The following is a 13928-nucleotide window of genomic DNA, read 5'->3' as shown; positions in this document are numbered from 1 at the left end:
AAGGGCCGCCAAGATCCTCAAAGGACTCATAATCCGTCGGCCGTGGGTTCGAGTCCCACCCGCCCCACTATTGCAGCGCTCTGACCTGCGGAAACGTTCATTTTTGGGTGTCGGGGCGTCAACTACCGCTCAACGGACTCAATCCGCTGCTCGTGACTTCGGAGCGCGGTGAGGCTCTTGCCGCCCCGCCGAGCGGACACTGCGCTGACCTGCGGTAATGCTGATGATCAGGGTTCGGGCCGACGAGCCGACAGCAGCTGCTCGGCTTCGTTTCGTGATCCTGGGGACGTGCTGGGGACACAAGGTTTCGGCGAGGTCTGCGGAGCACTGTCCGCGGGCTCCCTGTCCGGCCGCCCGAGAGGTTTCCGTGCGGGACTGCTGACCGGATTCGACCTCACCTTGGAGGAGCCCGATCGCATCGGCGCCGGGGCGTGAGGGGCTGGTGCGCATCAGGCGGAAACTGCCCGGAGTGAAAACGGCCCGATGGAACCGCCGAACTCACTCACGTGCAGGCGTGGAGACTGGGATCCATCTGGAAGTGACCCGTCCGGGGTGTATTGCCCGGCACGCGTACAGCAGGCCGGTGCCGCGTTCGAAGAGGAGGGTGCCGGGCGGGCTGTCCAGCCAGCGGAACTTCTCGCCGCGCAGGTTGGGGTGGGTGCGGCGCAGGCGCAGGGCGGAGCGGTAGAGCTGGAGCATGGAGGTGCGGTCGGCCTGGTCGGCCTCGGCGGTGTAGGCGTTCCAGTCGGGCTGGGGGAGCCAGGGCTTGGCGGACACGGAAACGCTGAAGCCGAAGGGCGGGGTGTCGCCGGTCCTGGGGAGGGGGACGCGGCAGCCGTCGCGGCCTCTGGACGCTGCAGTAGAACTCTGTGCCCTGCGAGCCGCCGACCTCACCCGCGTGCTTCATCCACTCGGAGACCATCCACCCCGACCTGCGAGCCGCTAGGTCAGTTACCGGCCTTCTTGTCGAACCATCCGAGCGACTGGGCGACGACGCTGAACAAGAGGATGCCGATAGGAACGATCGTGAACCAGACGGCATCGGCTTTCACGGCCGCGAGCAGGGCGATGGCGCCGATGGCCAGCGCCAGGAGAACGAGCATGCCCAGAAGGACACGAATCTTGGAAACCAACGGAGGGCTCTCCAATGTTCAGCTGGGCTCTATTGACTGGACAGCGTTCGCTCCCCGTTGGACCGCCGGCGACGGTTGCCCAGTAGGGAGGCAGCAAGGTCCCCGGGGGACACCACGGCTCCGTCAGAAAGCTCATGGGGCAGATCTCCCGACGCTGCCTTCCGGAGGGGCGCCCCCGGTCGCCAGGCAGGCGACGGCGGCCAGGAAAGCGGCGATGAACAGTTCGCTGCGCTTCTCCTGCACGTCGACCTCCTTTCTCAGCAGGAAGGTGTGCTCGAGTAGGCCGAAGTCTTCACGGGAAGGCAGTCTGGCGACTTCAGGGGACGGGGAATCCCCCACGCTCATACAGGGGCCTCGGTTTCGTATCGGGGCGGCCTCGTCAAGGCTGCTTCAGTCGGTCGCGTGTTCACTTGGTCGTGTGCTCGATGAGTCGAGCGAGCAGACGGGCGCGGGGGACCATCCGCGCAACCTCCACGTACTCGCTGTCCGCGTGCGCGCCTGCGCCCACGGCACCCAGGCCGTCCAGCGTCGGACAGCCCACTGCCGCGGTGTAGTTGCCGTCCGAGGCGCCGCCGACGGCGATCCCCCGCAGCGGTTCCTGGCCCGACTCCGTGGCGAGCCCGGAGGCGAGGGCGAACAGTTCGGCGGACGAATCCGGTGTCATGGGCGGCCGTTGCCTGCCGCCCAGCACCTCGAGCCGGGCTCCGGGCGTCCGGGCGTTGAGCCCCCGCATGAGCTCGTCGACCCGGTCCTGCGCCGCCGTCGTCGGCACCCGCACGTCCACCGACACCCGAGCCAGCGCGGGCACCGTGTTGCGGGCAGTGCCGGCGGACAGCAGGGTGGGCGTGACGGTCGTGGGGCCCAGAACGGAGTGGGCGCCGCCGTCGGCACCCGAGGAGGCTCCGAGCAACGATGCTCCGAGGTCGGCGATGGACAGCACCTGATGAGCGGCCTCGACCGCCGCGTTGATCCCTTTCTGCGGTTCCAGACCCGCGTGCGCGGCCCGGCCGTGCACCACGACCTCGTACCGCGAAGTGCCCTTGCGGGCGGTCTTGAGTGCACCCTCCTCGTCCGCGGACGCCTCCGGTACGAAAGCGGCCCTGCACCCCCGCGCGGCTTCCTCGATCAGCTCCCGGGAGGTCGCGGAGCCGACCTCCTCGTCTCCGCTGACCAGTACGCACACCCCTTCAGGGGAGGGCAGGGAGGCCAGCGCGTGGAGCATCTGCACCAGGCCCGCCTTCATGTCCAGGACCCCGGGGCCGCGGGCGATCCCGTCGGTCACCGACCAGGGGCGGTCCTGGAGCGAGCCGATGGGCCACACCGTGTCGTGGTGTCCCACCAGGAGGACCCGCGGGGTGCCGAAGGTCCACCGAAGATGGGTCACACCGTCGATCACGATGGTCTCCGGCTCGATCCCCAGCAGCGTCGTCCCGAGGGCGCCGACCACCTCGGCGCTGCGCGCCACCGCCGCGTGGTCGGCCGAGAAGGATTCGCAGACCACGAGTGTCTCCAGATCGGCCAGCATCGTCGGCAAGGAGAGCGCGGCCCCCCGGGTCACCGGTCCCACCCCGTCCGGACTTCCTGTCGCAGCGACACATTTCCCCCTCGGATCTCGTGGGCCACGGGTGCGGCGGGGTGCATCCCCCTGCAGAGCCCCGCCGCGTGAACGACGTTATGGCCGGACAGGGCATTCCACCAGCGACTGGATTGCACGGGATCTATGCGCTGAAGGAATGTGTCGTGAGAGGATGGCGATACGGGGAGGCGGATCTCGGAGGGAGGAACGTGTTCGAGATCGACGCGCTGCGGCTGCTGGTGGCCGTGGCCGAGACCGGGTCGTTCACGAAAGCGGCGGTCCGGCTCAGCTACACACAGTCCGCCGTGTCCCGGCGGATCGCCGTGCTGGAGCAGCAGGCCGGCGGGCCGCTGTTCGAGCGCCTCCCCCGGGGCGTACGGCTCAATCCCGCCGGCCGCACGCTGCACCGGCACGCCATGGAGGTGCTCGACCGGTTGTCGCGGGCGCAGCGGGAGCTGGCCGTGCTGCACGCGGGGCTCGGCGGACTGCTGCACGTAGGCGCGTTCGCCACCGCCAACATCTCGCTGGTGCCCACCGCCCTGCGGGCGCTCCGGGACGCCAGGCCGGATGTCGAGGTCGTCGCGGTGGAGGGCTGGACCGACACGCTGATGCAGCGTCTTGCGGACGGGGAACTGGACCTGGCCGTCGTCAGCGACTACCCGTCCGGTCTGCCGTCGGCCGACGGTGTCACGACGACCGTGCTGTGCGAGGACGAGTTGTTCGTGGCTCTCCCACGCGGGCACCGCCTGGCCGGAGCCGGGGCGGTCGACCTGCGTGAACTGCACGACGAGGCATGGCTTCACAGCGCGTACGGCGACCGTCCCACGATGCTCGCCGACGCCTGCGCGCGGGCGGGCTTCACGCCCAGGAAGATCATCCGGATCGCGGAGTGGACGGCGAAGTTCGGTTACGCGGCCGCCGGGTTGGGGGTGGCGCTGGTGCCCTCGCTGGCCGCACGGGCGGTCCCCGACGAGCTCGTCCTGCGCCGCCTCACCGACTCGGCCCTGCGCCGGACCGTCCATGTGACGCTGCCTGTTGCCCCGCTACCGGCGGCACTGAAACTGCGCGATCTGCTGCGCGACGCCGTCGACTGAACCGTCTCCAGAGCGATCAGCCACGGTGCAAGGGCAGTATCGGCCAGACGGTGATGGTCTTCCGGGTGATCGTGCGGTGTTCGTGAGGGGTCCTGACTCTCCTGCCGAACGCCCTGCGGCTCCTCCCCGCCGGCTGTCTCGGCGAGGCGGATACGAGGACTTGACGGAGACCGACGAACCTCACCGGATCTCCCGCTCGCCGCAGCGGGCGAGCGCCTCCGCGGCCTCGCGTGTACGCGGGTGGCCGCTGCCCTGGACACGGATCATGTCGGCCAGCAGCGAGGTGAGCAGGGTGACAGCCCCGCCCCTGTCGCCCGAGCGTTCCAGGAGCTCGGCGCGTTGCTGGCGGGTCCGCAGCGCACGTGGGTGGTCGGCGCCGAGCACGCTGTCGACCCTGGGCTGCAGTTCGGCCAACTCTGCGAGCGCCATGGCCGGCTCGCCGGCGAGGCCGCGCCAGAAGCTCAGGTTGACGCGGTAGGTGAGAGTGGTCGGATGGTCGGCGCCGAGCGCGCGCTCGGCGTCCTCGGCCGCTGCGGTGAACTCCTCGACCGCGCGCTCGTGTTGGCCCGCCAGTCCCCGCCAGTACGCGAGGTTGTGCCGGGCGATGAGGGTGTCCCGGTGAAAGCGGCCGACGGCGGACTCCAACCGTGCCACCGCCCGCAGGTAGATGTCGACCGCCGCATGCGTGTCGCCCGCCTCGCCGGCCCACCTGCCCACTCACGGTGGTGCGCTGCCTCCCATTCGATGTTATGCGGCCCGTACTTCAGCCGCCCCTGCTCCGGCACAGGCCGACCCTCGCTGGAGATCATGCCCTGAGGTGGAGGGGGTCCCAACTGTCCGGCAGTCCGGTTGGGCCTGTGACCTGCGGGAATGAATCGGACAGCTCAAAGTGCGACTATCCGGCGGTGGCGAAGATGTCTGCGACAGGCCACCACTCCCACGGAATCACCGACCCTATGCCTGGCCATCGCATACGCCGCAGTCATGGTTCGGTACACCAACAGCTACCCAGGCATCGGCTGCATCTGAATTCCGTGCCGCTTGCCGATCTCGATGAGGCGTTCAACGTCCGGCGGTGTGTCCGACTGGGGCGGCAGCTCGCGTCGCTGGGCGGGTTCACCCGCCTCGGCGAAGAATTTGTCGATGCCGCCCGGCGTGTAGGTGATCAGCATCCGTACTGTGCTGGTGGGCTCGAACCGCTCCAGGGTGCCCTCAGGGATGTGGAAGAAGGACCCGGGACCGCCTTCAATCGTCTCGCCGGCGATGTGATAGCGGAGCGTCCCCTCGATGACATAGACACTCTCGGTGCCAGGATGGGTGTGGGGCGGTGGGCCCATCCCTTCCGGAATGGTCATCTCCATGACGGTCATCGCGCCGTTGGTCTCGTCGCTCGACGCCTTGACCTCGTACAAGCCGTTCAGCATCCAGAATGCCTTGCCATCACCGCTATGACGCACATGCGCGTTCTTCGCCATGGGACCGCTCCTTCCTCGGTGCCCCCATGTGTCCCCACCGGAGAGTCAGCCGAAGGCCGCCATCCGGGTACCTGCGCCGGGGCAGCGCCGATACGCGTGAGATTCAGAGGACCGCCTTTCCCGGCAGCGTGCCGTGCCGGTGGACGCTGGCCGGGGGCGGAGCGTCGCCGCGGCCGCGCAGCTCGATTGTGTGCCGCTCAGCCTGATGGCCTAACGCCGCAGAGCCACGGTGTGTCGCGCGACGTACGCTCCCCAGAGGGCCGAGAGAGGCGCTGATGACCGATCACCCGAACATCGCTGTGTTCCAGCGCGCCATGGCTGCCTTCGCGGCCGGCGACATGGATGCGCTGGTGAAGGTCTTTCACCCCGAGGTGGTGTGGCATATCGGGGGGCAGTAACCCGCTGGCGGGAGAGTACCGAGGACGTGAGGACACCTTCACGGTATTCGAGCGAGAGTTCCAGCTAACAGGCGGCACGTACCGCCCACAGCTCCACGATGTGCTCGCCAACGATGACCACACAGTCGCGCTCCTGCACGTCACGGCGTCACGTGAGGGCAAGGAGCTCGATATGGACTACGCCCTCGTCTTCCACATCAGGGACGACAAGATCACCGAGGGTTGGGTGCTGACGGCCGATCCAAAGATGTACGACGAGTTCTGGGCGTAGGACATTCGTGACGCAGCGTGCGATGTCGGCGCCATTTCAGGGCTTGAGAGTTCACTGCGCCAAGAGTGGTGCCCACTTTGCCGTGGATACTTCCCGGGCATCGGCAGGCTAGCTGTAGCGCCGCCCCGGTCTGTTCGGGGGCTGAACGTTGACTCGCTTGGGTCCCCGTCAGAGTGTCCGTGTTCGGCCGTCGCCGAGACGGTCTCTGGCGATCTGATCCACTCCGGGCGGTGGCTGACCTGCGAAGAAGTCGCGCGGTTCCACCCGCGGGCGAGGCGGGCGGTGCCCATCTCGCCGGTAAGGCACTCCGCTGGCGGCGGTAGCCGTGGACCGGGCGCGACCCGGCAAGGGCTTCACAACAGGCCGAGGTCCCGGGCGCGGAGCGCCGCCTGGGTGCGGTCGCGTAGGGCGAGGCGGGTGAGGATGCGGGAGACGTGGTTCTTGACCGTTCCCTCGCTGAGGTATAGGCGTGCGGCGATCTCCCGGTTGGTGTGGCCGTGTGCCAGGAGTCGCAGGATGTCGGTCTCGCGGGGGCTCAACGACACGGCGGGAGGCGCGTCGGCGGGGGAGGGGGACGGCAGGGCGGCGGTGAGGTGGCGGGTGACGGAGGAGTCGAGCTGAGTGACGCCGGCGTGTGCCAGGCATACCGCGTGGGCGAGTTCCTCGGCGGGCAGGTCCTTGAGCAGGTAGCCGTGGGCTCCGGCGCGCAGTGCCTGTACGACGTACTCCTCGTCGTCGAACGTCGTCAGCATCACCACTCGGCACTCCGGCGCCCGGCCGCGCAGGACGGCCACCGCCTCGACTCCGTCCATCTCCGGCATCCGGACGTCCATGAGAATGACGTCCGGTTCCAGCTCCAGGGTCTTCGCCACGGCGTCCCGGCCGTCCACGGCCGTACCGACGATCTCGATGCCCGGCCGGATGGACAGCAGGGAGGCGATGCCGTCCCGAATGAGCCGCTGGTCGTCCACCACCAGCACCCGTACAGGCGTCTGCGTCGGCTCCTGGTCGTCTGTGGTCATCTTTCCCCCGTCTTCCCGCGCGGAACGGTCACCGTCAGTCGTGTACCGGCGCCCGGGCCGCTGTCGATCTCCACGCTCCCCGCCACCAGCTGCACCCGTTCCCTCATCCCGACCAGCCCGAACCCTGTGGCGGCCGCGTCCGGTGCGAAGCCGCGGCCGTCGTCCGTCACCACCAGCCGCGCGACGTTCCCGGCCAGCCGGACCACCACCGTCACCCGCGAGGCCAGCGCATGACGGCGCGCGTTGGTCACGCCCTCCTGCGCGGCCCGATACAGGGCGGTCAGCTCGGCCGCGCCGTAGCCGTCCTCGTCACCGTGCACCTCGACGGTGACCCGCGGCGGCGCCCCGCCGTCTCGCGCCAGGCCGGCCAGCGCCGCCGACAGCGCGGGCGGCTCCGTCTCGCCGCGCAGCACGCGCACCGACTGCCGTACGTCGCCCAGCGCGAGCCGCACCGACCGCCTCGCCTCGTTCAGCGCCCGCTGGGCTGCGTCGGGGTCCAGGGCCCGGAAGTCCGAGGCCATCTCCAACTGCACCGACATCGCGGTGAGATGGTGACCGAGGCTGTCGTGGATGTCCCGGGCCAGCCGGTTGCGCTCGGTGGCGGCGGACAGCGCGGCGACCCGGGCGGCGTACTCCTGGAGTTCGAGCCGTGCGCGCTGCTCGCCGACGGCCACGGCGGCCATGGAGAGCGCCAGCACCAGGCCGACGGTGAGCATCAGCAGGTCGGAGACGTGCTCCAGGTCGCGGTACCAGCCGGGTGCGGTCAGCAGGTACGCGGTGAGCAGCCCGGCCAGGCACAGGGCGCCCAGCGCGAGCGCGGTCGTGCGGCCGAAGGCGAAGTAGGCGGTGAACGGCAGTAGCACGAACAGCACTTGGGACAGTCCCGAGGCGTCGATGAGCACCACCGCGCCGATCAGAGCGCACCGCGCCAGCAGCAGCGGCACCCGGGCCGCGGGCCAGCGGTGTCCCGCCGCCTCCACGGCGAGAAGCACCCCGATCGCGGCGACGAAGCCGACTGTCCGCCACACCGTCGATCCCGGGCCGTCGCCCAGGCCGGCCGCCGCGTAGTACAGACCGCCGACGAGCACCGCGCCGTACAGCAGCGGCGCCACCCACCGCACGGGCACATACGCCGCCATGCGCACCCCCTCACCCGCTGTCGTCAGGCTAAGCCGAAGGCGGCCTCCGAGTGACCCCGTCGGGGAAACTCCGGCCGGTCGGGCCGAACGGCACATGCCGAACGGCCGCATACCGCCCGGGAGATGGTGACCTCCGGCCACCGATGTCGCCGCCCTGCACCTCCCGTCGCCAGTCGCCCGCTCCCTACGGTTGCCGCCCTGACCCACTGTCCTAGCAACCGGAGCGGTCTCATGTCCTCGCCCATCACCTCATCGACAGTCCGTGCCGGTGCCCTGTGCGGGGTGCTGTCCGGCCTGCTCCTCGCCCTGCCCGCGCTGATCGAGGTATTCACCGGGGAGACCTCCGCGACCAGCGTCCCGCTCGCCCTGTCCCCGGCGTTCGCCCTGCCGCTGCTCACCGCGCTGCACCGGCGGCAGAGTCCGGCCACCGGACGTTTCGGGGACGTCGCCCACACCGTGAACCTCATCGGTCTCGGCCTGTTCGGCGGTGCCGCGTTCGCCGCGAACCTGGTGCTGTTCTACTTCGACGACGACGTCCTGGACGAGACCCTGACCGGCCCCACGATCCCCGTGCTCATCGGCTCCGCGACCGTCTTCGCCGTAGGTTGCGCCCTGTTCGGGGCGTCGCTGCTCCGCGCCCGGGTGTTCCCCAGGATCCCGTCGTGGGGGTACGCCGTCGTCCTGCCACTGTTCGCGTTCCTGACTTCGCTGCCGGAGTCCCTGCTCACGAGCTCGCTGCACATCCTGGTCGGCGTCATCCTGATCTGGCTCTCGGCCGCGCTGTTGCACACCTCGCGGACCGGGGAGACGCCGGAGGCGCCGCACACGGACGAGCCGGAAAGGAACGGAAGCCTTGGGCACCGGGCAGTCGCGGGCGAGTCCGCAGACCGCGTCGGGGATGGTCCGGTGGGACCGGTTCGGTGACCCGGGCGGGGAGGCGGTCGCGTTGTTGGAATTGCGTGACCGTCGACACCACCTCCGCTGGTGCGGAGAGAACAATGATGCGCTCGACATGAAAACGCGGAGCGGTTTGGGTTACCTTCTGGCCTGCGTAAATGGACATGAGGCCCGCCCCGGGGTGAAGGGGCGGAGCCTCTGCGCGTTGGAAGGGCAATCCGCTGCGGGCGGGTTCGAGCCCCGTTCGCGAGCTGGTGCGATCGTCTCCCTTGCCTTCAGCCCGATCCTGGCAGGCCTCATTGAGGCCGCGTTGGGGCCGTAAGGATAGGAACAGACCGACAGAGACAGAGAAGCGCCGACATAGCCCACCCTGTTTGACCTGCGAAAACGTAAAGGATGAGCGTTGATCGGCAAGGGCCGTCAAGATCCTCAAAGGACTCATAATCCGTCGGCCGTGGGTTCGAGTCCCACCCGCCCCACCTGTGCAGGTCTCTGACCTGCGGAAACGTTCCTGGCGAGGTGTCGGAGCATCAACTTTGCCTCAACGGACTGAATCCGCTGCTCGCGAGTTTGGAGTCCGGCGGCCTCGGGGGAGCTCCGACCCCTCTGACCTGCGGCGGAGTAGGTGATCGAGGTTGTCGCTCGTCGTCCGGGCGGCTGCCCTGAGGCTCGATACCAGGATCCAGGGACCGGACAGGGGCCGGGACGAGACAGCCGTGTCCAGGCCCGACGGTGTCTCCGGGGCGATTCGTTGTCCCATTTGCTGGTTGTGCGGCATGGGCAGCCATCCACAGGGCGGCCAGTCGAGTACTGAGCCAGCAGCGGAGGCAGTGCAGAGACCGGCACGGCGGTGCGCGGCTAACTCGCGCAGCTGGACGCCGAACAGAGCCGCCACAGCACCGCTGTGGACCTCGGCATCCCTACCTACCGCGAGGATCACCGGCCGGGACGGCACCTCGCGCCTGCGATCCGGATGAGGCGCCCTCAGCACACCAGGTGATGTGTGGAGGTACGCCCCGTGCGCAGTCGGTCCTCTCCGCCCGCACCGTCGTCTTGGTGTGGGTGGTCGGCGCTCTGGATGGCGTGGCAGGCCGCCCGCGGAACTGGGCGGCTTGCCACGTGCTGCCTGTCAAACCCGGTCGAAGCCGGCGGTGACGACGGTCAGACGCCGATGTCGGCCAGCCACTGGCTCGTGGTCCGGGGAGTGACGCCCAGCAGCTTTTGGGCGGAGGTCTCCGGCGGGATCGAGCGGCCCGGCATGGTGCTCATCGTCTGGTAGGCCCCCGCGATATCAGCGGCTGCGCCCTCCCCGATCAGGGGTGCGATCGAGGTGCGCATCTCCTCGGGGGTGATTGGTTCGAAGACGACGTCCCGGCCGAGCCGGGTGCCGAACGCCTCGGCCAGGTCCGGCCCGGTGATTGCCGGGTACTGGCCGACGGAGACCACACCGGTGACGTCCGGGTGCTCGAACAGAGCGACGACGACATCGGCGATGTCCAGGTGGGAGGCCCAGGAGACGGGGAAGTCGGCCCGGATCGCGTAGGGCAGCACACCGCGCTCACGGACCGAGTCGATGACGTAGGGCATGAGCAGGTTCTCCAGGTACAGCTCGGGTGCGATCACCGCATGGGACACGCCACTGTCGGTCAGGCCGGCAGCCAGTGTCGCGGCGGCTCCGCCGATGGCGGGATCGATGGGGAAACCGCTGGTGGAGAACACCACGCGGGCCGGCTGGGCCGCACGGACGGCGGTGAGGATGTTGCCCGCGAAGATCTGGCGGTCCTCTTCCGAGGTGACGGGCAGGTGGACGAACACCCCTGCGGCACCGCGGTAGGCGTCGGTCAGGTCAGCGGGGGAGGAGTAGGCGGCGGCCACGACGCGTGCGCCGTCCACGACGGCGTGCTCGTTGCGCGCCACAGCGGTCACGGACTTGCCCGCGGCGGCGAGGGCGGAGACGACGGGGGCACCCTGGGCGCCGGTGGCGCCATGAATCACGTAGGTCATGGGGCCATTAGTGCATGCGATGTACCAGTTACATCAACTGCACTAATGGGCTACTCTCGAAAAATGTCCGATCCATGCCTCCCGGAGTGCGGTGTCGCCCGGTTCCTTGCCCTGCTCAACGGCCCGTGGGCCACCTTGATCGTGCGCGAGCTCCTGCGCGGCCCTCACCGCTTCACCGAGCTGCGCGAGGCCCTGCCCGGCATCAGCCCGCACACCCTGACCAGCCGGCTGCGCCAGTTCGAGACCCACGGCATCGTCACTCGCACCGCCTACGCGGAGATCCCCCCACGCGTCGAATACCAGCTCACCCCCCTCGGCGAGGGGTTGCGCGACGTCCTCAACGCCATGGGCGCCTGGGCTCAGGCGGTCCCCGACCCCGAGCCCGACGCCGTCACCTGACACTGCCGCCGGTGCGACGCGCTCACGCCGGGCCGGCCAGCCTCTGCCGCAGGGCGTCGTTGTCGTCGTGGTGGACGACAACGTCGAAGCGCAGCCGCAGCCCGTGCTTGGCCAGCAGGCCGGCCACGATCGCGTCGAGCTGTTCGCGGTGTTCCTTGGTGCGGGCCTGTACGTACGCCTCGCGCACCTCGTCGGGTTCATCGGCGAGGACCTGGTCCATGCGCTCGCTGATGTACCGCTTGAGGTTGATGTGTTCCATGAACACCTCGGTGATGCCCGCTTCGACGAGCTGCCCGAAGAGGTGGTCCAGGAGTTCGGGCTGGGTGGCGAAGTGGGGCAGGAGCGGGCCGACGAAGGCGAAGGTGGGGATGCCGGCCTCGTGTAGTTCCGTGAGGATGCGCAGGCGGCGGGAGGCGAGCGGGGCGCGGACCTCCAGCCAGCGGCTGACCTTGTCGTCCGCGGTGGTCACTGTCATGCCGACCTCGGCCCGGGGCAGGCTGGTGAGCAGGTCGATGTCGCGGGTGACGACCGGCGACTTGGTCAGGATGCGGACCAGGCCCGGGTACTCGACGGTCTTCAGTTCGCGCAGGATGCCGCGGGTGAGCCGGTACTTCGTCTCGTGGCCCTGGTAGGGGTCGGTGACCGAGCTGAGCAGCATCGTGCCGTGGCGCTTGTGCTCGGGCATCCGGGCCAGCTCTTTGCGGGCCAGGTCGACGGCGTTCTTCTTCACGTACAGGTAGTCGCCCCACTCCTTGGCCGACCGGCCGAACTGCCGCCCCGCGAAGGAGGCGAAGCAGTACGCGCAGCCCAGAACACAGCCGGTGTAGGGGTTGATCACGTAGTCGTTCGACGGGGTCTTCGACTTCTGGATCAGGGTCTTCGCCTCGATCTCGACCGGTTCCATGACGGGATTCCTCTCTGCTGTCGGCCGCCCGCGCCCGGGTCGGCCTCGTTCCTGTGCTGTGCGCGGGGCAAGGTGACCGGACGCCAAATCTGCATCACATGGAACAATAATCTCTGGAAGTTGATTCCATGGAATCTAAATGGTTTGCTGGGCGGGCGGCCGATCCGGGTCTCGGCTGCCCGCTCCGGCAGGCAGGGCCCCGTGAAGCCATTCCGGCAGAGCGCGGCCGCCACCCTCCGGATCGAGCCCACCCCGGAGAGTTACCTTTTTCCCGATATGGGCTGTAAGGAGTGAGTGTCATGACCGTTCCCGCCTTCAACTCGGTCGCCTGGTTCGAGTTCGGCACCGACCAGCCGGAGAAGGTCAAGGAGTTCTACGGAGAGCTCTTCGACTGGAACTACGTCCTCAACACCAACACCCCGGGCGTCACCTATCACTCGGTGATGCCGCCCGGTGCCCAGCAGCCGGCGGGTGGCGTGTGGGAGTCGGAGGGGAAGTTCCCCAACTACGCGATCTTCTACGTCCTCGTCCAGGACGTCACCGCGACCGTCGAGCGCGCCGGCGCACTGGGCGCCGAGGTGCTCATGGAGCCGGTCTCCGACTCCGCGGGCTTCACCTTCGCCCGGCTGCGGGACACGGCCGGCAACCACTTCGGCGTCTTCTCCGCACCCGCCCCCTGACCGGCCGCGCAGGCCGCCGCACGGCACTCGCCGGATGGCCTGTCCCGCAACATCACGGCCGACGGCCCTTCTCCTTCCGCCCCCTCCCCTGCCGGAGCCAACCGCACGGCCCGCGTCCTCACTGTTCCCCGACCGGAAGGTCCCCGATGTCCGGCGCCAGCGCCACCAGCGAAAAGATCCCCGTCCACGTCTACGGCGGCCCGACCACCCTGATCGAGTACGGCGGGCTCAGGTTCGTCACCGACCCCACCTTCGACCCGCCCGGCGAGTACCCCATGCCCCTCCCCGGCGACCACAAGCTCATAAAGACCGACCCGTCGCCCGTCACCGCCGCCGACCTGGGCGGCATCGACGCCATCCTGCTCTCCCACGACACACACGACGACAACCTCGACAACGCCGGCCGCGACTTCCTGTCCGAGGTCCCCGTCGTCTTCACCACCGAAAGCGGCGCCGGCCGCCTCGGAGGCAACGCTCACGGCCTCGCCTTCTGGGAGACCGCCGAGCTCTGGCGACCCGACGGTGCCACCGTGACCGTCACGGGCGTACCCGCCCGGCACGGCCCCGTCGGCTGCGAACCGGTCACCGGCGACGTCGTCGGCTTCATACTCACCACCGACGACCTGCCCTCGGTCTACGTCAGCGGCGACAACGCCGCCCTGGAGCACGTCAAGGAGATCGCCGGGAGGTTCGCTCCCGTCGACACCACGATCCTCTTCCTCGGCGGCGCCCGCATGGCCTTCGCCTTCGACAACGCCCTGCTCACCCTCGACAGCGCCCAAGGAGCCGAGGCCGCGAAGATGCTCGGCGCCCGCCGGGTCGTCCCCGCCCACTTCGACAGCTGGGCCCACTTCAAGGAAGGACGAAACGAGATCGAGGCAGCGTTCACCGAAGCCGGCCTCGCCGACCGCCTCGACTTCGCCCGATAGCCACCAC

17 protein-coding genes are annotated in these 13928 nt (G+C 69.1%); 8 read left to right on the top strand and 9 right to left on the bottom strand.

What is annotated here, in order from left to right:
• The first annotated feature begins 288 nt into the window (after positions 1 to 288).
• Positions 289 to 435, top strand: a complete 147-nt coding sequence (locus F3T56_RS46350) for a hypothetical protein (RefSeq protein ID WP_172639118.1) — start codon at positions 289 to 291, stop codon at positions 433 to 435.
• Positions 436 to 498: 63 nt separating this feature from the next.
• Here F3T56_RS46350 and F3T56_RS24835 read toward each other — a convergent pair whose 3' ends face one another.
• From F3T56_RS24835 to F3T56_RS24825, 3 genes are all read right to left on the bottom strand, one after another.
• Positions 499 to 777 carry a hypothetical protein gene (locus F3T56_RS24835; RefSeq protein WP_342786981.1) on the bottom strand — a complete coding sequence of 93 codons (279 nt, stop codon included), beginning with the start codon at positions 775 to 777 and terminating at the stop codon, positions 499 to 501.
• 170 nt (positions 778 to 947) lie between these two features.
• Entirely contained in the window at positions 948 to 1103 is a 156-nt protein-coding gene (locus tag F3T56_RS24830; RefSeq protein WP_246203811.1) for a hypothetical protein, read from the bottom strand.
• A gap of 436 nt (positions 1104 to 1539) precedes the next feature.
• On the bottom strand, positions 1540 to 2658 hold the full coding sequence (locus F3T56_RS24825) for a M20 family metallopeptidase (protein ID WP_149827638.1): 1119 nt from the start codon (positions 2656 to 2658) through the stop codon (positions 1540 to 1542).
• Positions 2659 to 2918: 260 nt separating this feature from the next.
• Between F3T56_RS24825 and F3T56_RS24820 the strand changes: the two genes are divergently transcribed.
• Complete coding sequence (locus F3T56_RS24820; RefSeq protein WP_149827594.1) at positions 2919 to 3803, top strand: LysR family transcriptional regulator; 885 nt, start codon at positions 2919 to 2921, stop codon at positions 3801 to 3803.
• A 180-nt stretch (positions 3804 to 3983) separates the two neighbouring features.
• On the opposite strand, the gene F3T56_RS24815 is transcribed toward F3T56_RS24820, so the two are convergent.
• Positions 3984 to 4520 (bottom strand): tetratricopeptide repeat protein, encoded by a 537-nt coding sequence (locus F3T56_RS24815; protein ID WP_149827593.1) that lies wholly within the window; start codon positions 4518 to 4520, stop codon positions 3984 to 3986.
• A 287-nt stretch (positions 4521 to 4807) separates the two neighbouring features.
• On the bottom strand, positions 4808 to 5278 hold the full coding sequence (locus tag F3T56_RS24810; protein WP_149827592.1) for a cupin domain-containing protein: 471 nt from the start codon (positions 5276 to 5278) through the stop codon (positions 4808 to 4810).
• Between the two features lie 275 nt (positions 5279 to 5553).
• Between F3T56_RS24810 and F3T56_RS49370 the strand changes: the two genes are divergently transcribed.
• Positions 5554 to 5676, top strand: coding sequence for a nuclear transport factor 2-like protein (locus F3T56_RS49370; RefSeq protein ID WP_281291893.1), 123 nt, complete (start codon positions 5554 to 5556; stop codon positions 5674 to 5676).
• A complete protein-coding gene (locus tag F3T56_RS49365) occupies positions 5660 to 5947 on the top strand; it encodes a nuclear transport factor 2 family protein (RefSeq protein WP_149827591.1) in 288 nt (95 codons plus the stop codon). Before F3T56_RS49370 ends, F3T56_RS49365 begins: the two co-directional genes overlap by 17 nt.
• A gap of 353 nt (positions 5948 to 6300) precedes the next feature.
• Here the strand turns inward: F3T56_RS49365 and F3T56_RS24800 are convergent, their stop codons facing one another.
• Positions 6301 to 6969, bottom strand: a complete 669-nt coding sequence (locus F3T56_RS24800) for a response regulator (protein ID WP_149827590.1) — start codon at positions 6967 to 6969, stop codon at positions 6301 to 6303.
• Positions 6966 to 8108, bottom strand: coding sequence for a sensor histidine kinase (locus tag F3T56_RS24795; protein WP_149827589.1), 1143 nt, complete (start codon positions 8106 to 8108; stop codon positions 6966 to 6968). The genes F3T56_RS24800 and F3T56_RS24795 overlap by 4 nt, the downstream gene beginning before the upstream one ends.
• Positions 8109 to 8339: 231 nt before the next feature.
• Between F3T56_RS24795 and F3T56_RS24790 the strand changes: the two genes are divergently transcribed.
• Positions 8340 to 9032: a hypothetical protein gene (locus tag F3T56_RS24790; protein ID WP_216372999.1), complete on the top strand. Its 693-nt coding sequence runs from the start codon at positions 8340 to 8342 to the stop codon at positions 9030 to 9032.
• Between the two features lie 1134 nt (positions 9033 to 10166).
• Here F3T56_RS24790 and F3T56_RS24785 read toward each other — a convergent pair.
• Entirely contained in the window at positions 10167 to 11009 is an 843-nt protein-coding gene (locus tag F3T56_RS24785; RefSeq protein ID WP_149827588.1) for an SDR family oxidoreductase, read from the bottom strand.
• Positions 11010 to 11072: 63 nt separating this feature from the next.
• Here F3T56_RS24785 and F3T56_RS24780 point away from each other — a divergent pair, with 63 nt between their 5' ends.
• Entirely contained in the window at positions 11073 to 11408 is a 336-nt protein-coding gene (locus F3T56_RS24780; protein WP_149827587.1) for a winged helix-turn-helix transcriptional regulator, read from the top strand.
• 22 nt (positions 11409 to 11430) lie between these two features.
• Here the strand turns inward: F3T56_RS24780 and F3T56_RS24775 are convergent, their stop codons facing one another.
• Complete coding sequence (locus tag F3T56_RS24775; RefSeq protein WP_149827586.1) at positions 11431 to 12312, bottom strand: SPL family radical SAM protein; 882 nt, start codon at positions 12310 to 12312, stop codon at positions 11431 to 11433.
• Positions 12313 to 12611: 299 nt separating this feature from the next.
• Between F3T56_RS24775 and F3T56_RS24770 the strand changes: the two genes are divergently transcribed.
• Positions 12612 to 12992 (top strand): VOC family protein, encoded by a 381-nt coding sequence (locus tag F3T56_RS24770; protein WP_149827585.1) that lies wholly within the window; start codon positions 12612 to 12614, stop codon positions 12990 to 12992.
• Positions 12993 to 13138: 146 nt separating this feature from the next.
• Positions 13139 to 13921: an MBL fold metallo-hydrolase gene (locus tag F3T56_RS24765; protein ID WP_149827584.1), complete on the top strand. Its 783-nt coding sequence runs from the start codon at positions 13139 to 13141 to the stop codon at positions 13919 to 13921.
• Positions 13922 to 13928 lie beyond the last annotated feature (7 nt).

It is taken from the genome of Streptomyces tailanensis (assembly GCF_008386495.1).
GTDB classification, from domain to species: Bacteria; Actinomycetota; Actinomycetes; order Streptomycetales; family Streptomycetaceae; genus Streptomyces; species Streptomyces tailanensis.
The sequence above is the reverse complement of the archived record's forward strand: the minus strand, read 5'-3'. Positions and strand labels throughout refer to the sequence as shown.

Excerpts from the sequence above, each read along its gene's own strand:
- F3T56_RS24825 (WP_149827638.1), bottom strand. The coding sequence starts at position 2,658 with ATGCTGGCCGATCTGGAGACACTCGTGGTCTGCGAATCCTTCTCGGCC.
- F3T56_RS24780 (WP_149827587.1), top strand. The coding sequence starts at position 11,073 with ATGTCCGATCCATGCCTCCCGGAGTGCGGTGTCGCCCGGTTCCTTGCC.
- F3T56_RS24785 (WP_149827588.1), bottom strand. The coding sequence starts at position 11,009 with ATGACCTACGTGATTCATGGCGCCACCGGCGCCCAGGGTGCCCCCGTC.
- F3T56_RS24810 (WP_149827592.1), bottom strand. The coding sequence starts at position 5,278 with ATGGCGAAGAACGCGCATGTGCGTCATAGCGGTGATGGCAAGGCATTC.
- F3T56_RS24775 (WP_149827586.1), bottom strand. The coding sequence starts at position 12,312 with ATGGAACCGGTCGAGATCGAGGCGAAGACCCTGATCCAGAAGTCGAAG.
- F3T56_RS24790 (WP_216372999.1), top strand. The coding sequence starts at position 8,340 with ATGTCCTCGCCCATCACCTCATCGACAGTCCGTGCCGGTGCCCTGTGC.
- F3T56_RS24795 (WP_149827589.1), bottom strand. The coding sequence starts at position 8,108 with ATGGCGGCGTATGTGCCCGTGCGGTGGGTGGCGCCGCTGCTGTACGGC.
- F3T56_RS24765 (WP_149827584.1), top strand. The coding sequence starts at position 13,139 with ATGTCCGGCGCCAGCGCCACCAGCGAAAAGATCCCCGTCCACGTCTAC.
- F3T56_RS24830 (WP_246203811.1), bottom strand. The coding sequence starts at position 1,103 with ATGCTCGTTCTCCTGGCGCTGGCCATCGGCGCCATCGCCCTGCTCGCG.
- F3T56_RS24770 (WP_149827585.1), top strand. The coding sequence starts at position 12,612 with ATGACCGTTCCCGCCTTCAACTCGGTCGCCTGGTTCGAGTTCGGCACC.
- F3T56_RS24800 (WP_149827590.1), bottom strand. The coding sequence starts at position 6,969 with ATGACCACAGACGACCAGGAGCCGACGCAGACGCCTGTACGGGTGCTG.
- F3T56_RS49370 (WP_281291893.1), top strand. The coding sequence starts at position 5,554 with ATGACCGATCACCCGAACATCGCTGTGTTCCAGCGCGCCATGGCTGCC.